Annotated in this window: 17 protein-coding genes; 10 read left to right on the forward strand and 7 right to left on the reverse strand. The window is 44.1% G+C overall.

Going from position 1 to position 17,576, the window contains the following annotated elements; all coding sequences use genetic code 11:
• Positions 1-5: 5 nt before the first annotated feature.
• Complete coding sequence (locus tag G7092_RS18865) at positions 6-1,016, reverse strand: YncE family protein (RefSeq protein ID WP_166091425.1); 1,011 nt, start codon at positions 1,014-1,016, stop codon at positions 6-8.
• 168 nt (positions 1,017-1,184) lie between these two features.
• Here G7092_RS18865 and G7092_RS18870 point away from each other — a divergent pair, with 168 nt between their 5' ends.
• The 7 genes from G7092_RS18870 to G7092_RS18900 all read left to right on the forward strand — a co-directional run bounded on the left by G7092_RS18870 (position 1,185) and on the right by G7092_RS18900 (position 10,495).
• Positions 1,185-2,024 (forward strand): chromate resistance protein ChrB domain-containing protein, encoded by an 840-nt coding sequence (locus G7092_RS18870; protein ID WP_166091426.1) that lies wholly within the window; start codon positions 1,185-1,187, stop codon positions 2,022-2,024.
• Positions 2,025-2,114: 90 nt separating this feature from the next.
• The gene (locus G7092_RS18875) at positions 2,115-3,509 is read left to right on the forward strand and encodes a TolC family protein (RefSeq protein ID WP_166091427.1); all 1,395 of its coding nucleotides are present in this window, start codon (positions 2,115-2,117) and stop codon (positions 3,507-3,509) included.
• Entirely contained in the window at positions 3,506-6,670 is a 3,165-nt protein-coding gene (locus G7092_RS18880) for an efflux RND transporter permease subunit (protein WP_166091428.1), read from the forward strand. Before G7092_RS18875 ends, G7092_RS18880 begins: the two co-directional genes overlap by 4 nt.
• Positions 6,667-7,752, forward strand: a complete 1,086-nt coding sequence (locus G7092_RS18885) for an efflux RND transporter periplasmic adaptor subunit (protein ID WP_166091429.1) — start codon at positions 6,667-6,669, stop codon at positions 7,750-7,752. Before G7092_RS18880 ends, G7092_RS18885 begins: the two co-directional genes overlap by 4 nt.
• Before the next feature lie 105 nt (positions 7,753-7,857).
• A complete protein-coding gene (locus tag G7092_RS18890; protein ID WP_166091431.1) occupies positions 7,858-8,850 on the forward strand; it encodes a DUF1259 domain-containing protein in 993 nt (330 codons plus the stop codon).
• Between the two features lie 29 nt (positions 8,851-8,879).
• On the forward strand, positions 8,880-9,329 hold the full coding sequence (locus G7092_RS18895; RefSeq protein ID WP_166091432.1) for a chromate resistance protein ChrB domain-containing protein: 450 nt from the start codon (positions 8,880-8,882) through the stop codon (positions 9,327-9,329).
• Positions 9,314-10,495, forward strand: a complete 1,182-nt coding sequence (locus G7092_RS18900) for a chromate transporter (RefSeq protein ID WP_166091433.1) — start codon at positions 9,314-9,316, stop codon at positions 10,493-10,495. The genes G7092_RS18895 and G7092_RS18900 overlap by 16 nt, the downstream gene beginning before the upstream one ends.
• A gap of 100 nt (positions 10,496-10,595) precedes the next feature.
• Here G7092_RS18900 and mobC read toward each other — a convergent pair whose 3' ends face one another.
• From mobC to G7092_RS18925, 5 genes are all read right to left on the reverse strand, one after another.
• Positions 10,596-12,737, reverse strand: coding sequence for a conjugal transfer protein MobC (mobC, locus tag G7092_RS18905; RefSeq protein ID WP_166091434.1), 2,142 nt, complete (start codon positions 12,735-12,737; stop codon positions 10,596-10,598).
• 50 nt (positions 12,738-12,787) lie between these two features.
• Positions 12,788-13,699, reverse strand: coding sequence for a DUF5712 family protein (locus G7092_RS18910; RefSeq protein ID WP_166091435.1), 912 nt, complete (start codon positions 13,697-13,699; stop codon positions 12,788-12,790).
• A 4-nt stretch (positions 13,700-13,703) separates the two neighbouring features.
• Positions 13,704-14,243, reverse strand: coding sequence for a BfmA/BtgA family mobilization protein (locus G7092_RS18915; protein WP_166091436.1), 540 nt, complete (start codon positions 14,241-14,243; stop codon positions 13,704-13,706).
• A 210-nt stretch (positions 14,244-14,453) separates the two neighbouring features.
• A complete protein-coding gene (locus tag G7092_RS18920; protein ID WP_166091437.1) occupies positions 14,454-14,735 on the reverse strand; it encodes a hypothetical protein in 282 nt (93 codons plus the stop codon).
• A gap of 4 nt (positions 14,736-14,739) precedes the next feature.
• The gene (locus tag G7092_RS18925) at positions 14,740-15,018 is read right to left on the reverse strand and encodes a helix-turn-helix domain-containing protein (RefSeq protein ID WP_166091438.1); all 279 of its coding nucleotides are present in this window, start codon (positions 15,016-15,018) and stop codon (positions 14,740-14,742) included.
• Between the two features lie 137 nt (positions 15,019-15,155).
• Here G7092_RS18925 and G7092_RS18930 point away from each other — a divergent pair, with 137 nt between their 5' ends.
• Complete coding sequence (locus G7092_RS18930; protein ID WP_166091439.1) at positions 15,156-15,983, forward strand: DUF2971 domain-containing protein; 828 nt, start codon at positions 15,156-15,158, stop codon at positions 15,981-15,983.
• On the opposite strand, the gene G7092_RS18935 is transcribed toward G7092_RS18930, so the two are convergent.
• Positions 15,984-16,202 carry a hypothetical protein gene (locus G7092_RS18935; protein WP_166091441.1) on the reverse strand — a complete coding sequence of 73 codons (219 nt, stop codon included), beginning with the start codon at positions 16,200-16,202 and terminating at the stop codon, positions 15,984-15,986.
• A gap of 137 nt (positions 16,203-16,339) precedes the next feature.
• Between G7092_RS18935 and G7092_RS18940 the strand changes: the two genes are divergently transcribed.
• Positions 16,340-16,576, forward strand: coding sequence for a helix-turn-helix domain-containing protein (locus G7092_RS18940; protein ID WP_166091442.1), 237 nt, complete (start codon positions 16,340-16,342; stop codon positions 16,574-16,576).
• A gap of 117 nt (positions 16,577-16,693) precedes the next feature.
• A complete protein-coding gene (gene tcmP, locus G7092_RS18945; RefSeq protein WP_166091444.1) occupies positions 16,694-17,554 on the forward strand; it encodes a three-Cys-motif partner protein TcmP in 861 nt (286 codons plus the stop codon).
• Positions 17,555-17,576: the final 22 nt, after the last annotated feature.

A 17,576-nucleotide genomic window follows, 5' to 3' on the forward strand; every position in this document is an offset into this window, starting at 1 on the left:
AAATATTACGGTGTTATTTTATAGACCAGTAAGGCTGCCTTTTGATCACCGGTAGCCCTGGCAGCGATCAGGAATAAATTCAATTCAGGAACAAGCAAAGATGTTCTTGCCCCGTTTTGGGTTTTGATATGGGCAGTTTGCTTATAGGCAATGTCGGCCGTTTGTTTAAAAATATCCACGGCACCACCGCCACCACTAATATAAATATTTTTGCTTTTGGCATCCCAATACAAATCATCCACATCGCCCACCATAGCGCTGCTGAAGATTTCTTTACCTGTTTCGCTGTCGTAAATGATCAGCTTAGCCGGTAAACGGTAGCCAACAATGACCCGATGCTGTGCTTCGTCATAAGCCATCGGGAAATTAGAGCGCGGAAACAGCTTCGACCATTTAGCGGTCAATTTTAAAGTTTTCAGGTCGGCTACACCGACCATGCCTGAACCGGGAAGGTTCACCCATAGCTTGCCGGCTTTGGCATCCAGCTGGAACGATTCCGGGTGTGCCGGTAGTTTAATATCTCCAACCTGTTTATGGCTTACCCCATCAATAATGGCAATCCCGCCGCTGCCATAACCCACATAGATTTTGTCCGCATCTGAATCATAGCGCACGTCATCGGCATCATCCGCTAATTTGATGCTGCCTGTTTTCTTTAAGGTGACGGCATTATAAAAACCGCATTCTCCTGTTCCGCCATTGGCCACCAGGATTTCTTCGTGTTTGGAAATATAAGCAACACCCTGCGGCTCATCCAGCTCTTTGATGCTGCCGGTAACCTTGCCGCTTTTCAGGTCTATAATCTCTAAAGTATTGTTTCCTAACGCGGCAACATAAGCAACCTGGTCTCTCAGGTTAATATCAATATGGTCAATGCGGCCTTTTACATTGGACAAGGCAATCTCTTTTTCGAGCGTAAGGTATTTTCCACCGGTTTCATTTTGTGCATGGCAACTGGTCGTTAATAATAAGCCTGCGAATAACAGGACGGCGGACTGGCATTTAAAACAGGACATAGCTTTCGTATTTAAACAAGCAAATTTATCTTTAGTTTCTGTTTACTTTCTGTTGATTGAGTTCAACAAAATATAACCTGATACAGATTTCCTACAGAATTTGCGGGTATCATCGCCCAGGCAACCAGCCTGCTATAATAAGATTTAGATTTCTAACTTTGATGTGCTATGAAATGGATCACCCGTGAACATCCGAAGATCGACCGCATCGCCTGTCCCTGGCTGATCAAACGCTTTATTGATCCCGATGCGGAGATCATTTATGTACCCGTTGACCAGGTGATCGCGCAGGCCGCAGTTTTAAATGCCGTTCCCTTTGACCTGCCCGGCGTAGAATACACCCATTATGATGACCAGTGCAGCTTTGATTACTTTATCAAAAAACATCAGCTCAAAGATGTCGCGCTTGACCGTGTAGCCGCTATCGTTCGGGGTGCGGACACCGACCGGCATGATTTCGCCCCGCAGGCATCGGGCCTGTCGGCTATCTTTTTAGGGCTTTCCAAAAATATCCCGGACGACCACGAATTACTGGAACTGGGCATGAAAGTTTACGACGGTTTGTACACCTGGGCCAAATACCTGTATGAGCAAAAGCATGTCCAGGAGCCGGTGGAACACCTTTTACTGGAGGTGTTTAATAAGTACCTGAAACAGCAGGGCTCGAAAAAGCCTCCGGTATGGGCCAAAGAAATCAAAGAAATGATCCAGGACCAGATCGATACCAATATGGCGCTGAGCCTGCAGCAGGTATCCGAAGAACTGAAGATTAACCCAACGTACCTCTCAAGGGAGTTTTCCAAGTATTTTGAAGATCTATCTTTTGGAGAATATATCCGTAAGATGCGGCTGGAAAAAGCGATTCACCTGATGGAAACCACCAACTACGCCCTGACCGAGATCGCTTACCTCACCGGATTTTCCGACCAGAGTCATTTTAACCGGATCTTTAAGAACCAAATGGGCATGACCACTTCTGAATACAAAAAAAATCTGCCCAAAAAGTAAAGCTGGTTCTACTCAGTAAAATACGTTCTATTTTGGGATTTGGAATTGCCGTAGCATTGTGCTTACAAATACAGCACTGGATCTCCAGCTATGAAACATCCCGTATTAACTATCCCAAAGATCAGCCTGCTTACAGGCATGCTTCTTTGTTTTTTGCTGCCGGAACGAACCGCCGCACAGCAAGGGAAGCCTTACCTCGATTCCCTGCTCCGGACGGCTACGGCCAATTATCCCCTGATCAAAGCCAAAAGGCTGCAAACACAGGCCCTGCAATCCGCGGTAAAGTATAAGCAGAACGGTCTGATCCCTTCGCTGAATGCCTCTTACCAGGTAGATTATGCGACCGCTAATAACATTACAGGTATGATTTATCCGCAGTATATCACACCGATCAGCGGCCCACCCAGTAAGGGCAATAATTACAGTGGCGTGCCGGGAAGTGCGGCAGCGCTCAACCTGCAATGGGAACCTATTACGTTCGGACAGCGGGGCGCTGAAATTGATCTGGCTAAAGGCCGCTTGCAATATGGGCAGGCGGATGAGAACCTTACCTTATTTCAGCATCAGATCTATGTAATCAGTGCCTGGTTAAATTATTTGCTGGTCAGCGATCTGATTAAGGTTTATCATTCGAATATCGAGAAATCGGCTTTTAACTTAAAACAGGCACAAACCTTAGTGGTCAGTGGTTTAAGGCCGGGAACAGATTCTTCCTCTTTTCATTCGGAATATACCAGGGCAGAAATGCAGCTGATCGCTTTTGAAAGGCAACGGGATTCCACGCTGATCGCTTTAAAAGAACTGGTCGGCGGTAAATTACCGCCTGGCCTGCCAGCGGATTCTTCGCTCTTCAGCCATCTTCCGGCCATTGCTTTGGCGGATACTTCAACAACCGATCACCCGGAGGTGCTATTGGAAAAGGCTAATGTCGGCGCAAATGAGCTGGCTTTAAAATCCTTAAAGAAAAGCATACTGCCTCGTTTGACTTTGTGGAGCACCGGTTATGGCCGGGGTTCGGGTATAGGTGCTGATGGTTCAGTTAATTCCAGTGACGGCTGGCGCTTTCAGCGGTATAATTACGGCGTGGGTGCACAGATTGCTTTTCCTATACTGGAAGTTTTTCGGCAGAAACCTTTATGGAAACAACAGGAATTGATTACCGCATCCAGCCGGGAACAGCTGGCACAAACCGAGCTGCACCTGAACACGCAAAAGGAGATCGCAGCATCCAATTTTCAGAAGGCATTGCAGTCCGCCAGGCTGGCCCCGCAGCAATTTCATTCAGCCGAATATTCCTACAAAGCCATCCAGTCGAGGTATAAATCAGGATTGATTAATTATTACGACGTGATCCAGGCGCAGCAGCTTTTATTTCAGTCTGCGGCTACCGTTAAGATCGCTTATTTCGGTGCCTGGCGCGCTTTATTAAACGAGGCTGCTTATAGCGGCAATCTCAACCTGTTTTTAAATCAATACGGCAAATGAACATTATCCAGTTTCTATATAGCTCCCTGAGAAAGCCGGTCACGATCATCGTGGCCGTTATCGCCATTGTTTTCTTTTCGGTCGTTTCCATTAAAACGATGCCGATAGACATTTTTCCAAAGCTGGGTACACCAACTATTTACGTTGCCCAAACCTATGGCGGTTTATCAGCCGAACAGATCGAAGGTTTTGTGACCTCTTATTATGAATACCATTTCCTTTATGTAACCGGCATTAAATCCGTGGAAAGCAAAACCATACAGGGCGTTACTTTATTAAAGCTCAATTTCTATGAAGGCACCGATATGGGTCAAGCTACCGGTGAGGTGGTGTCAATGGTGAACCGGGCGCGGGCCTTTATGCCCCCGGGAACCGTGTCGCCCTTTGTTACCCGTTTTGATGGTGGCAGTGTAGCTGTGGGCCAGTTGGTATTCAGCAGTCCAACCCGGTCACTGGCCGAAGTATCTGATTTGGCCCTGTTTAAGGTTAGGCCCATGTTTTCCACGCTGCCGGGGGTTTCCGCACCGCCACCTTTCGGCGGTAACCAGCGCTCCGTATTGATCAAAGCTGATCCCAATAAATTACGCAGTTACGGTATCAGTCCCGAAGAATTGGTCACTGCCATCGCCAAAGGAAATCCCATCCTCCCGGCGGGTAACCTGCGGGTCGGTGATCAGCTATTGATCGCGCCGCAAAATACCGTCGTGGATAATATCCAAGATCTGGGCAATATCCCCGTAAAAACCGGCAGCGGCCCTGCTGTTTACGTTCATGACCTGGCACAGGTAGATAACGGCGGGGATGTGACCACCGGTTATGCGCTGATCAATGGCAAGCGTTCAGTTTATATCCCGGTAACTAAAAGGGCGGATGCCTCGACCTGGGATGTGGTTCAAAAGGTGAAAGCTGCCTTGCCTGACATGCAGGCCGCTATACCACCGGATATTAAAGTGAGCTATGAGTTTGACCAGTCGGGCTACGTGATCAATTCGCTCAAAAGTCTGATGACCGAAGGTATTTTAGGGGCTTTGCTGACTGGCTTAATGGTGCTGCTGTTCCTGCGGGACTGGCGTGGCTCACTGATCGTGGTGCTAACCATACCGCTGGCCCTGCTTTCGGCGTTGATCTGTTTAAAGCTTTTCGGGCAAACGATCAATATCATGACCTTGGGTGGTTTAGCTTTGGCTATCGGCATCCTGGTGGACGAGGCCACAGTTACTATCGAAAACATCCATCATCACCAGGAAAAAGGCGAGCTGAAAGGTCGCGCCATATTGGAAGCTTGTAAAGAGATCGCTTTGCCCAAACTATTGATCCTGTTGTGTATTCTTGCTGTATTTTTCCCGGCTTTCTTTATGTCGGGCATCCCCAAGGCAATGTTCCTGCCGCTTTCCTTATCGGTTGGCTTTGCAATGATCGCGTCTTTCCTGTTATCGCAGTCCTTTGTACCTGTAATTGCCAACTGGCTGTTTAAAGATAAACTGGCCGAAAACGTGGGAGAGGGTAAACGCATGACCCGTTTTAAAGAAAGGCATGAAAAGCTGATCCACCGCCTGTCGCCGACCCGGAATATTTTGATACCTGTTTATATCCTACTTACCATCGCCTTAGCTGGATTGTTATTCTTTACGGTCGGTAAAGAATTGTTTCCCAAAGTGGATGCCGGGCAGTTCCAGGTCAGATTAAGGTTAAAGGAAGGCACGCGCATTGAGCGGACAGAACAAAGTACCAAACAATTGTTGCACCTGATCGACAGTATTTCCGGGGGCAACAAGATCGCCATATCCTCCGCTTATGTAGGCCTGCTGCCATCCAGCTACCCGGTCAGCGCCATTCATTTATGGACGAGCGGGCCAGAGGAAGCGGTGCTCAAAGTCAAATTCATTTCGGGTGCAGGTATTCATTTGGATGATTTCAAGGAAAGGATACGACAAGCGGTAAACAAACAAATGCCTGGATCACATATTTCCTTTGAACCGGCAGACTTGGTGGAACAGGTCATGAGCCAGGGGACAGGAACACCGATACAGGTGCAGGTCTTGGGTAAAAGCCTGGCACAGGATCGTGAGTTTGGAAAGAAGATCGTTGAACGCCTGAAAACACTGCCCTACCTGCGGGATGTGGCATACAGTGCGCCACAAGGTTACCCTGCCATGAAGATCGAATTTGACCGGGTGAAATTAGGACAGTTAGGTCTGACCGTGGAAGATGCCGGTAAATCACTGGCAGCGGCGACCTCATCCAGCCGTTTTACGCAGCCCAATTACTGGGTGGATAAAGCAGCCGGAACAGCTTACCAGGTACAGGTGCAGGTACCCGAGTTAATTATGAATGATCCGGCGCAAGTGGATAATATCCTTTTAAGTTCCGCTGGAGGTAAGCAGGTATATATGCGGGACGTGGCAACCTGGAAAATGGGTAATACAGAGGGCGAGTTTGACCGGCTGAATCAAAAACGCTTTATCACCATTACCGCCAACCTGCATGGCAAGGCCCTTGGTTCAGCCATCAATGCTATTGATAAGATCATAAATGAAACAGGTAAGCTGCCGGAGGGTATGAAGATCCAGCAACCGGGACAGGCAGAAGTATTTTTACAGACTTTCCAGGAGCTGCAAAACGGCATTTTACTGGCTATCGTGGTGATCTTCCTGCTACTGGCGGTAAACTTTCAGTCGTTCCGTTTATCACTGGTGATCATTGCGGTTATTCCGGGCATTTTAACAGGCAGCCTGTTGTTGCTTTGGATCTGCGGCAAAACACTGAATATTCAATCCTATATGGGCTGTATCATGGCGGTTGGTGTGGCGGTGGCCAATGCTATCCTGTTTGTCACCCAGGCAGAAAAACACCGGCGTGAAAAACTAAGCGAGCCCTATTTACAGGGGATCAAAGACCGGATCAGGCCCATCTTAATGACCAGTTTGGCGATGATCGCCGGGATGATCCCGATGGCTTTGGGCTTGGGAGAAGGTGGCGACCAGACATCCCCTTTGGGAACAGCCGTGATCGGCGGCCTGATCTTTTCTATGTTCTCCAGCCTGATCGTTTTGCCCTTAATTTACCAGTCATCCATCGGGAATCGCCCTGTACCTGTGATCTCTTTAGATCCGGATGATCCTGCAAGTAAGTATCACCTTTTAACCGAAAATCAATCATGAAAACTATAAAATATCTATACTACATCCCGGTTTGCCTGTTGGCAGCTTGCGGAAGTAATCAAACGGAAAAAGCCGCGCCGCAGGGCCTGCCAGAGAAACCGGCGGTTAAACTGATCACGCTGAAACTGGAACCTGTTTCCAATAAACTGAACCTGACCGGCGAAATTATCCCCTTTGACCGTGCCAATATTTACGCGCGTACGCCCGGTTATGTCAAAGAGGTTAAAGTAGACATCGGCTCGAAAGTAAGCAAAGGGCAGGTTTTATGTATCCTGGATGCACCGGAATTAAAAGCGGCGCAGGCCCAAAGCCAAAGTAACAGCATGGGTACAAAGTCTAAATATGAATCCAGCAAATCAACTTACCTGCGTTTATTAAAAGCTGCTCAAACGCCCGGTGCCGTGGCGGATAATGAAATGGAAATCGCCCGCAATCAGATGCGGACAGATAGCGCAGTTTACCAGGCTTCCCGTTCGGCAACCCAAGCAACCGGGGCTATACAGGACTACCTGGTCATCCGTTCCCCCTTTAATGGCGTAGTAACCGCAAGAAATGTTTTTAAGGGAGATTTTGTGGATAATACCGGTAAAACGCTCTTGTTCCGTGTAGAAGATAACTCGTCTTTAAGAGTGGATGTAGCTGTGCCGGAAGCATATAATTCAACTACCTTAAAGGATAATGAGGCTTCATTTACGGTTTCCGCTAATCCGGGGCAAATCTTTAAAGCCAAACTTGCCCGGAAATCAGATGCTATTGATCCTCAGACCCGCAGCGAAACGTGGGAGCTTACTTTTCCAAACGCGAACGGCTTACTCAAGCCCGGCATGTTCGCACAAATCGTATTGCCGGTCAGTCGCCCCAAAGACGGGTTCCTGGTTCCTTTTAAAGCGGTTGTCACGACGCAGGAGCGTAAGTTTGTGATCAGAGTGGAGAACGGAAAAACCAAATGGGTAGATGTGAAGACAGGGTTTACCGGCAAGGAAAAGACCGAGATCGCGGGTGACCTGAAACCCGGCGACCAACTGGTTGCACAGGCGAATGAAGAGCTGAAAGAAGGCACAACTGTTCAGGTAAAACAATAGATAAAAAAGTAAAATCTGTTCTACTGTATAGTCATTTCCGTTCTATTATCTGGCTTTAAAACTTTGTAAATTTATTTACTGATTAGAAATAACAACATTACCACCATGGAAACCAATAAATTCACCCGCAGACAAGCTTTACAGGCAACGGCGGTATTGGGTACAGCTTTGCTGTTACCTATTGATAAAGCGAAAGCAATAACATTGCCTTTAGGTAAAACTCCGCCGATTACAGCCGATGAAATGGCTGCTATTGACGCTGCCCTGGGCAAAAAAGGCAGCTATAAAGATGCCGAGCAGGTTTATACGACACCACTGCCGAGAAACGACCTGAAAATGAAAATTAAAGGCGAACCCGTACCGATCCCGTTTGGTTTTGGCGGCTGGGTGTCGTTTAAGAAAACGGTTGACGGCAAATCCGCGATGGTGATGAGCGATACGGTATTGCAGATGGAAGAGGTTAACCCTTTAATATCTGCTGCACACGCCAATGGTTTGGAGATAGCAGCTATACATAACCACTTCTTTTACGAAGAACCACGTATATTTTACATGCACATTCATGGCATGGGAACTGTAGCGGAACTGGCAAAAAAATATGCTGACACCATTAGGGACAGCAAGCTGTTTCCGGCTAATCAACCCGCACCGTCTGCTCCGCTGACTGTAACCGGCAAAGAGAATTTTGACATTCCGGCATTGGATGCCATCGTGAAATATACAGGTACGGTGAACGGACCGACCTATAAATATACCATCGGGCGGGCCGATCTAAAGGTGATTGCGATGGGCGTGGAAATGACCACGAACATAGGGCTGAACACCTGGGCCTCCTTTGCTGGTAAACAGGATGATGCCCATATTGCAGGGGACGTAGCCATGCTGCAAAGCGAGGTGAATACTGTGATCAAAACCTTGCGGGCACACAACCTCGAAGTGGTAGCAGTGCACAATCACATGCTGGGCGATGATCCGCACATGATCTTCCTCCATTATTATGGCAGGGGTAAGGCGACCGATTTGGCACAGGGATTTCGCGCGGCACTGGATGTTTTAGGCAAGAAACCCGAAAAGTCGATGGGTGGGATGAAGATGTAGTAATGAATTAAATCTTAAAACCAATTCTTATGAAATGGATCACCCGTGAACGGCCAAAAATTGACCGTATTGCCTGTCCCTGGCTTATTAAAAACTTTGTCGATCCTCGGGCGGAGTTCTTGTTTGTGCCTAAAGATCAGGTGATTGAGCAAGGTAAAATACTGAATGCCATACCTTATGATATCGCAGACGTAGAATATACCCACGAGGGCCAACGATGCACCTTTGACTATATCATTAAAAAGCATGGTCTGAACGATCCGGCGCTTTTGCAGATCGCGGAGATCGTTCGCGGTGCGGATACGGCGCGTTTTGATCTGGCACAACAAGCAGCCGGGCTTTGGGCCATTTCAGCAGGGCTGTCTTACAACTTTAAAGATGACCATGAACTACTTGCATTCGGATTAATTCTTTATGATGCCCTGTATAGCTGGGCCAAATATGTACAGGAGGAAAAACACATATGGCAGAGCAAATAATCAAATCCAAACCAGCTTACTCTTTACTGGATATTACGAAATACTTTTTAAAACTTGGCACCTGGGGTTTTGGCGGGCCGGTAGCTTTGGTCGGCTATATGCAGCGTGACCTGGTGGAGCAAAAAAGCTGGCTGACGGAAGAAGAATACAAAGAGGGCCTGGCGTTGGCACAACTGGCACCGGGTCCTTTAGCTGCCCAATTAGGTATTTATATCGGCTTTGTTCATTATGGGCTGATCGGTGCGACACTGACAGGACTGGCTTTTGTTATTCCGTCATTTATTATGGTGGTACTGCTTGGTATGGCTTACCAGCTTTATGGAGGGTTGGCCTGGATGCAGGCGGTTTTTTATGGGGTTGGTGCTGCCGTTATCGGTATCATCGCGATGAGCGCCTATAAACTGACCGTTAAATCCATCAGTAAGTTTGAGATAGCTGCCATTAAATCCAAGTGGTTGTTGTGGCTTTTTTATATCGCTGGTATTGTGATTACTGTCATCACTGAAAGAGAAGAAATCCTGCTATTCCTCGGCTGCGGCATCTTGTATATGCTGATCAAAGCGCCACCGCAATGGATCAAAAAACCTGCGGTCTTGCCTGCCGGTATTCTGATCAGCACCGGATTTTGGAAATATGACGGCAAGGCCTTACAGGAGATCGCCTGGTTCTTTGCCAAAGCGGGTGCCTTTGTGTTTGGTAGCGGGTTGGCCATCGTTCCTTTCCTGCATGCAGGGGTGGTCAAAGAATTTGGCTGGCTAACGGAAAATCAATTTGTGGATGCAGTTGCAGTGGCAATGATCACGCCAGGGCCGGTAGTGATTACGGTAGGATTTATTGGTTATTTAGTTGCTGGCTTTCCTGGTGCATGTGTGGCGGCGTTAGCTACATTTTTACCATGTTATTTATTCACTGTAGCCTTAGCACCATCCTTTAAAAAGATTGCCAAAAATACAAGTATCAAAGCTTTTGTGGAAGGTATCACCGCAGCCGTAATTGGAGCGCTGGTAGGCTCAGTAATTATCATCGGGTTGCGGTCAATTACGGATATTCCGACGGCAATAATTGCCATAATTGCTGTGGTAGCACTTATCTATATCAAAAAATTACAGGAACCTTATATTATCGGGTTTGCGGCTATTATCGGTATACTGATTAAAACGCTTTAATAAGAAACACCACTATACACAGTTTTTACCTGTAGATCATATATCACATGCCTATGGTATGAAAACTTCGTTTTATGTTCCACTTTAGTTGAGTGAGCATCTACAAGTAATACGATATATCCTGATCGTCGGGACGGTCAAGACCTTGCTGTTCAATTTTGGATTGTTCGTCACCAGATTGCGTTTCCTCTTTTGAAATATCTAAAGATTCATCTTTGATTTTTTCCAGTTCGCTAATTTCTTTTTCATGCTGTTTTGTACCGGTGTTGGCTGTATCTTCTTTGTTTTGAACTTTACTCGCGTCAACTTTTTCCATTTCCGATTTAATAAGCATGGCGATTTCAGCTTTGATCTGTTTATAATTTTCTTCCACATCTTCAGGGGAAACGTAACCTATAAGGGGAATAGCTTTGTATGCAGCTTCTTCTTTGGCAATTGCTTCATGATCGTTTTGAATTTCGCTATGAAATAATTTGAGGTTGATGCGTTCTTCGGGGTTATCGGCAACTATGCCGACAAATTCGCCCGATGACAGCGAAGCGATCTTTGATGCAGGTATAGCATAATCAAGTTGGGTGGCTTTGGAAAAAGAGGTATCGCTGCTATTGATCGTCAGGCTGTTTTTATCCTGAACAATCTTGCCAAAATTTTCAGACAATTTTTTTGCTGTATCGTTGGTAACCTGTCCACTGATAATATTGCCTACTATCCCCGTGATCACGTCCGCTTGTTCGGCGCCATAATCCTTTTTAAGCTGGCTAAAATCCTGGACGGCAAGCGTAGTCGCTACCTTATTGCTTCGGGCTGTTGCGATTAGGCTATCCATATTATTAAAAAATATGGTTGGAAACTCGTCGAATATCAGGCTGCTTTTCAGTTTCCCTTTTTGATTGACCTGCTTGATCAGTCGTGAAATATACAGGGACAGTACTGCGCCATACGTTTGCAGCTTTTGAGGGTTGTTCCCGAGGCAGATGATCTTAGGCGCTTTAGGGTTGTTGAGGTCAAGGGTAAAATCGTTACCTGATAGCACGTAATAAAGTGTTGGCGAAGATAAACGGGAAAGGCCAATTTTGGCACTCGCAATTTGCCCCTCCAGTTGTGCTTTGGCGTTATTATTATAAGCCAATATAAAAGGATTGATCAGGGCTTGCACTTCTTCCTCACGCTGTAGGATTGCAAAAAGCTGTTCATAATCGGTCTGCATTAATTCAATCACGTGGGGAAGCGTACAATATTTACCATCCTCATACCTGCGTAAATACCATATTAGTGCCGTCAAAAAATTGATCGGGCTTTCGACAAAAAAGTCCCCCTGCTTACGTATCCACTCACGGTTAAGGCCCATCATGATCGTGCGGCTTGCTTCTGCCGCGTCGGTAATATCGAGCATCCCATCAGGTTCAAGCGGATTACAGCGGTGCGAACGGTTGAGGTCATCAAAATTGATAACGTAAAAAGCAGGCTTCACCTGATAATTACCCTTGTACGTCATCAGTTTATTGTAAGCGATCTTGGAAAGGTCGTCAAACTTAAAATCATAAATTAGCATAGAAAATCCTTTCTTCAGGTGCTGATCTATCACATGCCTAATAACGTAGTAAGATTTACCTGCTCCGGGTGAACCCGACACCAAAAGGCTGCGCATGGGGTTAATTACGTTAATCCAACTATCCCTGACCTTACCTTTTAAATTATACTTAGCGGGTAGGTTGATGGAATATTCATTTTCAAGCAGTCTTTCTTCCTGGGGAAATGTTTCGTTATCAGTATTGAAAACGTCCTTGTTCAATTTGTCTTTGAGCAAGCGTGATAGCCAGGCACCGCCTGTTAGCATGAGCAGATAACCGATGCCGGTTAATATAATGTAGCAAGCGGCTATAACGTTGATACTGGCAGGGATATAAAAAAATAGTACACTTAGCCAATACAGCAACATCCCGCTTATGAGGTAAGCGAAAATGCTTTTATAGCCTATCTTTTCATCCTTACGACCCTTGATGCCTACTAATGAAATAGCCAGGCATAACAATGTTGCCAGTTTCGGCTTTATTATTCCATTAAATAAACCTGTTTTAGCGATATTGCTAATAATCCTGTCCGTAATGGTTGCCGTCCAATGCCATGCTTCAAAAGCATGGTAGCAGGTAATATAAAAATGTATGGTTAAAATAAAGATGCTGATCAGCCTCGTAAAATCTACGATCTTTCTTAGACCCTGGGTATCTTCACCTGTGTTCATAATGTCCTCCTTAAACTTATCGTGTTGATTTTATTTTTATTTTTATTGATTTAAAATGTCAGGCCCTGATCCTCTTCCTGCTCTTTATTTTTTTTCTTCCTTTTTTTAATGGGAATATAAGGCGCTGCTTCGGCTTGAGCTTTGCCAAAAGAAAGCTTTATTTGATTGTCTGCGGAAATTGTCTTACACTCCGGTTTGATGTCTGGCCTGTATTGCGGATTGTTTTTGATGCGCTCGGTTCGCATGGCTACCCGTTCATCAAGCAAACCCTTTTTCTTGGCATTCGCATATTTGAAGGTTTCCTCAAACCCGCGGTCAAAGCCGAACTGCTCATCAAATACCCGTTCACCGGATTGTTTAAATGCAGAGCGGTCAAACTGGCCCATTCTGCGGGAATGCTCGGCATTTCTACCCTTAGAGTTATTCTTCGGACTAAGCTTGATCTTGTTGGTGATGTCCTTACGGCTTACAATGATCTGAATATGCATTTGTTCACCGGGTTTGCGCTCACCCCGTTTTTTCAACCCTTGTTTAACTTCAGGGTCGTTATGGCCGTAATAACGAAAGTTTTCAAGCTTGCCAAACCACAGCAAGTCTTTGCTGCTGTTAATGCCTGGGCGCTTAAAATTCTTCGCATACTCATCCATAACCTTGATTGCGTAAGCTTTAAACAACTCTTTTGCGCTTTCGTCCCCATAGCGCTCCTTTAGCCAGGCGATTTCTTTTTGGCTCGGGCTAATGTTGAGCAGGAAAAATTTGGCATCCTGTTTACTAAGTTTGGCAATGTTGTTGTCAATGGCCTGGGTCGTATCGAACGCTGAAATTGTCATGCGGTCCTGATTAAACCAAAGTTCCGGTTGGATTTCCTTGTCTATCCGGTTTTCTTTTTCCAGATAATGCACAAGGTCGTGGCTGCTGCCTTTATTGTCTGATGTTGGACTGTCTGTTATATTGATGTACATAGCTTTAAAGTTTTGAGATATGTTGTCGCGCTTCCTGTAATAAGGTTTCTTTATCTTTCGACGAGGCGTTCAGGCTTGCCTTATAGAAGTAATTCAGGATGTAAAGGAATTTCAGTTTAAGACTTTCCTTAGTATCAAGTTTATCGGCAATAGCTTTGAGTAGCTTTTCAATCTCAACAAATTGATTGCTCTGACCGGATAGAATGTCTTTGTTTGCTTTTAATACCTGGCTGTTAAAACTATCAATGATCTTGATCTGTGAACTGACCATACGGTCAATTTCTACCTTGATGGGGATAAGGATTTTTTCTTCCTGTGCCCTGATGAACCGGATATAGGTATCGTGATTTTTGACCAGGGTGTTTTTTAATAAGTCGTCGTTGATATCTGCGGGATCTTTCCCGGTCTTGCTAAAATATTCTAACATCTGGCCAAATATTTCGAGTTTGCCCCGCCCGAATTTTTTGGTCAGTTTGATGATCTTCTCATCAAGCGCGACAGGAAAACGTATCGTTTTAATATTGATGTCTTTTTGCTCTTTCATAAGAATTTACTGTCTTTGTATACACCACTGTATACATTTTTCCGGCCTGCCGGTACTTTACGAGCCATAATGTATACCCGGAGTATACATCAAACCCCATTTCCAGGGCAAATGGCAAGCGAATAGGGCCACTGCCCAATTCCCGCTTGCTCCAATTTTTCTTTGAAAAATAGGACGCTCTTAACCGCATATCGGGCTGTCGCCCGTATGCTATTTGAGCAGCGCCACGCTACTTGCACCGTTGGGGTCATAGCTTGGTTGATAATCAATGTAGCCGCGGGCTACGAGTCCTTTGATACATTTATGGTAGGTCGCTATGGACTTGATGCGCGAAAAGCGCATCAGCTTTTTGCGGTTGACCTGGAAGTGATCGCCGGGCTTATCAGGGCTGTAATAGAACATGGCCATGTATAAGCTTATATGGGACGGCAGCAAACGATCATCGTTTGCCGCCTTCTGTAGAAAACGGTCTGCCTGTTGTGCTAATTTCATCGGCTTAGTTTTTATGAATGTTTTTTTCGAGGATTTTTACAATATCATCGTACCTGTAATAATGGATATTGCCGATTTGGGTATAGGTAAGCGTGCCATTGATACGTAAGTTCTGCAAGGTGCCGGGCGCTATTTTTAACAACTTACGTACTTCAATACTTCTTAACCATTGTTTAGCGGGTTTTTCGGTGGATGCACTGATGCCGAGGGCCCTTAATTCTGCAAACAATTCGGTCTTGAACTGTTCCAGGTCTTGTTTGGTGATTAAATCTAAAGGTGTCATATTTTTCTTTTTGCATTACAGGTCATCCCTGCGGTTAAATGCAAATAAAAGAAGGGTAGGAAGATAAACTTGAGTCATTTAGGGATATCCCTAAAATAAATTTATAGATAGATAAGTAAGTTGTCTATATTGTATTCATGATAGAAGTAGGGGAAGCGGTACAAGGTTCATTCGATGATTTGGAAATGCCCGAAACGCTCTATAAGTATAGAGATTGGCGGGATATGAATCATCGTAGGATGATTTCACATCGTGAGGTTTTCTTCGCCTCTCCAAGTTCGTTTGAAGATAAATTAGATTGCAAAAATCCGACAAGGTGGGATTTGTTAACCTACGGTGAAATTTTAGATAAATATTACCATGATTGCCCGCAATTACATCCGAACTTTACCAACGAAGAAAGGGTGTCGTTTGCTATTGATTGGGCAAATCATACAATGGTCAATAATAAGGAGTATGTTGACGAGCAACAGAAGAAAACATTTAAAGAATTTGATGCTTTTTCGGGTGTGCTAAGTTTAACTGCGTATCCAAAGGAAGAAACCATGTGGAATAAATACAGCATTAATCATAGTGGATTTTGCATTGGCTTTGACCCAAAGATAATGTTAAGAGGATTAGGAACAGGGGGTGGTATTGTACATTATGATGATGAACTTCCAGTAATTCATCCTTCCCCAAAGCATAGCCACATGCAACAAACTATATTTCAGATATTTTTTAAACTGCGGGAATGGGAATTTGAAAAAGAATATCGGGCCTATAAATTCCGGCCTTATCCTTTAACAATTGGGGATCGGGCCGTTGTTGTTCCTCCGGAGGCATTTAAAGAATTAATTTTAGGTGCGAATATGAGCGAAGAAAATGAGCAGTTAGTAATCAGTTCAATACCCCAACAAATAAATCATATCCGCTTAAAAAAGGCATTTCTTGAAAATGTAGGCATTGTAATCAAGGATATTTGACTATTTTTTATCCTGTTGCCATTGGTAAATCGCGTCAATTAAACTATTCAGTTTGCTTTTAAACAATTCAAAATTTAGCCTGTCTAATTTCTTAATGCCGCTACCTCTTCCGGTATAGGCAAACATAAACCATTTGAAAAGCTCTTCTTCAATAGGGTCAAACGGTTCATTACCAAATAATTCTTCCAGCTTTTCTAAAAGTGGATGGTTACTTTCCATATACGAATGTATTTAGCTGTTTAAATTGAAATTAAACTTGTTATCGGCTTCGTAAGCAAGTTAACTATTGTTGTGTTTTGGCACAACAATAGTTAATTTTATATTATTTCAATTTTCCTAATTATTTACATAATGAAATGGTTAGCGAAACAGACAAGGGAATATTAATACAATTCGGAAAACGCCTTAAATCTTTAAGAGAGGCTAAAAAGCTGACCTTACGGAAAATGGCTTTATTGTGTAATGTAGAATACGCCGACATTCAACGCTATGAAAACGGGAAATTAAATATCACGCTGCTCTCTACTGCGGAATTGGCTAAGGCATTGGAGGTTGAACCTAAAGATTTATTGGATTTTCTGCAAAAAAATTGAATAAGGCTAATATTGCCATCGATCCTATCGAGTATATAAAGTTCGATTACAGTTAAAATATAATATATTTATAAAATTAAGTTCTGCTTAATTGCCTGTAACCGCTTATCACAATATATGGGAACTGCTAAATATAACCCGATCATCGAAGTTAATGACGATGGCCTTGAAACGCCAGAAGTTGGTGAATGGGGCTTAGAAAAATATCGTCTTGTTGGTCACTATGCGGATTTGTTTACTTCAACGATGAAAACAAAATGGGAAAACTTGGTCTATATCGATCTGTTTTCATCCAGCGGCTATGCCAAAATTGAAACGACCGGAAAAATCGTGAAAACTTCGGCCATGATAGCACTTTCATTACCTAATCAATTTACAAAATATATTTTTTGTGATGAAAATGAAACGCTTATCAAAGCTTTAGAAACGAGGGTAAAACGCGATTATCCACATTTAAGTCCTATATATATTCATGGGAACTGCAATAATAAAATACAGGAAATAATAGAGCACATTCCGCAGTATAGCAAAACCAACCGCGTACTAAGTTTTTGTTTTGTTGACCCTTTTGCACTGGAAATTCATTTGCAAACACTCAAAATGCTTGGCAAATTAAGAATGGATTTTTTGGTTTTGATAGCAACCGGAATGGCTGCTAAAAGAAACGAAATTAATTATCATAAGCCTACCAATAAAACTATTGAAAATTTCCTTGACGACCCAAACTGGCGAAATGACTATAAGGGTGATATTGATACAGCAGATCAGACTTTTACGCAATTTATCACTAAAAGGCTTAAAGACGGTTTTAAATTGTTAGATTACAATGAAGTTGAGGATTTTCACCCGGTTAAATACAGACACAAAGGTAAATCTGTATTATTGTATCATTTAGCGTTTTTCTCAAAAGATAAGCAAGGAAATAAATTTTGGAACATTGCAAAAAATTACGGCAATGAACAAACTTCTTTGTTTTGACTAAAATAATTAGCAAATTAGC

The organism is Mucilaginibacter inviolabilis, assembly GCF_011089895.1.
In the GTDB taxonomy this organism is placed as follows: Bacteria; Bacteroidota; Bacteroidia; order Sphingobacteriales; family Sphingobacteriaceae; genus Mucilaginibacter; species Mucilaginibacter inviolabilis.

Excerpts from the sequence above, each read along its gene's own strand:
- G7092_RS18940 (WP_166091442.1), top strand. The coding sequence starts at position 16,340 with ATGGTTAGCGAAACAGACAAGGGAATATTAATACAATTCGGAAAACGC.
- G7092_RS18890 (WP_166091431.1), top strand. The coding sequence starts at position 7,858 with ATGGAAACCAATAAATTCACCCGCAGACAAGCTTTACAGGCAACGGCG.
- G7092_RS18910 (WP_166091435.1), bottom strand. The coding sequence starts at position 13,699 with ATGTACATCAATATAACAGACAGTCCAACATCAGACAATAAAGGCAGC.
- G7092_RS18870 (WP_166091426.1), top strand. The coding sequence starts at position 1,185 with ATGAAATGGATCACCCGTGAACATCCGAAGATCGACCGCATCGCCTGT.
- G7092_RS18875 (WP_166091427.1), top strand. The coding sequence starts at position 2,115 with ATGAAACATCCCGTATTAACTATCCCAAAGATCAGCCTGCTTACAGGC.
- G7092_RS18895 (WP_166091432.1), top strand. The coding sequence starts at position 8,880 with ATGAAATGGATCACCCGTGAACGGCCAAAAATTGACCGTATTGCCTGT.
- mobC (WP_166091434.1), bottom strand. The coding sequence starts at position 12,737 with ATGAACACAGGTGAAGATACCCAGGGTCTAAGAAAGATCGTAGATTTT.
- G7092_RS18900 (WP_166091433.1), top strand. The coding sequence starts at position 9,314 with ATGGCAGAGCAAATAATCAAATCCAAACCAGCTTACTCTTTACTGGAT.
- tcmP (WP_166091444.1), top strand. The coding sequence starts at position 16,694 with ATGGGAACTGCTAAATATAACCCGATCATCGAAGTTAATGACGATGGC.
- G7092_RS18915 (WP_166091436.1), bottom strand. The coding sequence starts at position 14,243 with ATGAAAGAGCAAAAAGACATCAATATTAAAACGATACGTTTTCCTGTC.
- G7092_RS18930 (WP_166091439.1), top strand. The coding sequence starts at position 15,156 with ATGATAGAAGTAGGGGAAGCGGTACAAGGTTCATTCGATGATTTGGAA.
- G7092_RS18935 (WP_166091441.1), bottom strand. The coding sequence starts at position 16,202 with ATGGAAAGTAACCATCCACTTTTAGAAAAGCTGGAAGAATTATTTGGT.
- G7092_RS18885 (WP_166091429.1), top strand. The coding sequence starts at position 6,667 with ATGAAAACTATAAAATATCTATACTACATCCCGGTTTGCCTGTTGGCA.
- G7092_RS18920 (WP_166091437.1), bottom strand. The coding sequence starts at position 14,735 with ATGAAATTAGCACAACAGGCAGACCGTTTTCTACAGAAGGCGGCAAAC.
- G7092_RS18865 (WP_166091425.1), bottom strand. The coding sequence starts at position 1,016 with ATGTCCTGTTTTAAATGCCAGTCCGCCGTCCTGTTATTCGCAGGCTTA.
- G7092_RS18925 (WP_166091438.1), bottom strand. The coding sequence starts at position 15,018 with ATGACACCTTTAGATTTAATCACCAAACAAGACCTGGAACAGTTCAAG.
- G7092_RS18880 (WP_166091428.1), top strand. The coding sequence starts at position 3,506 with ATGAACATTATCCAGTTTCTATATAGCTCCCTGAGAAAGCCGGTCACG.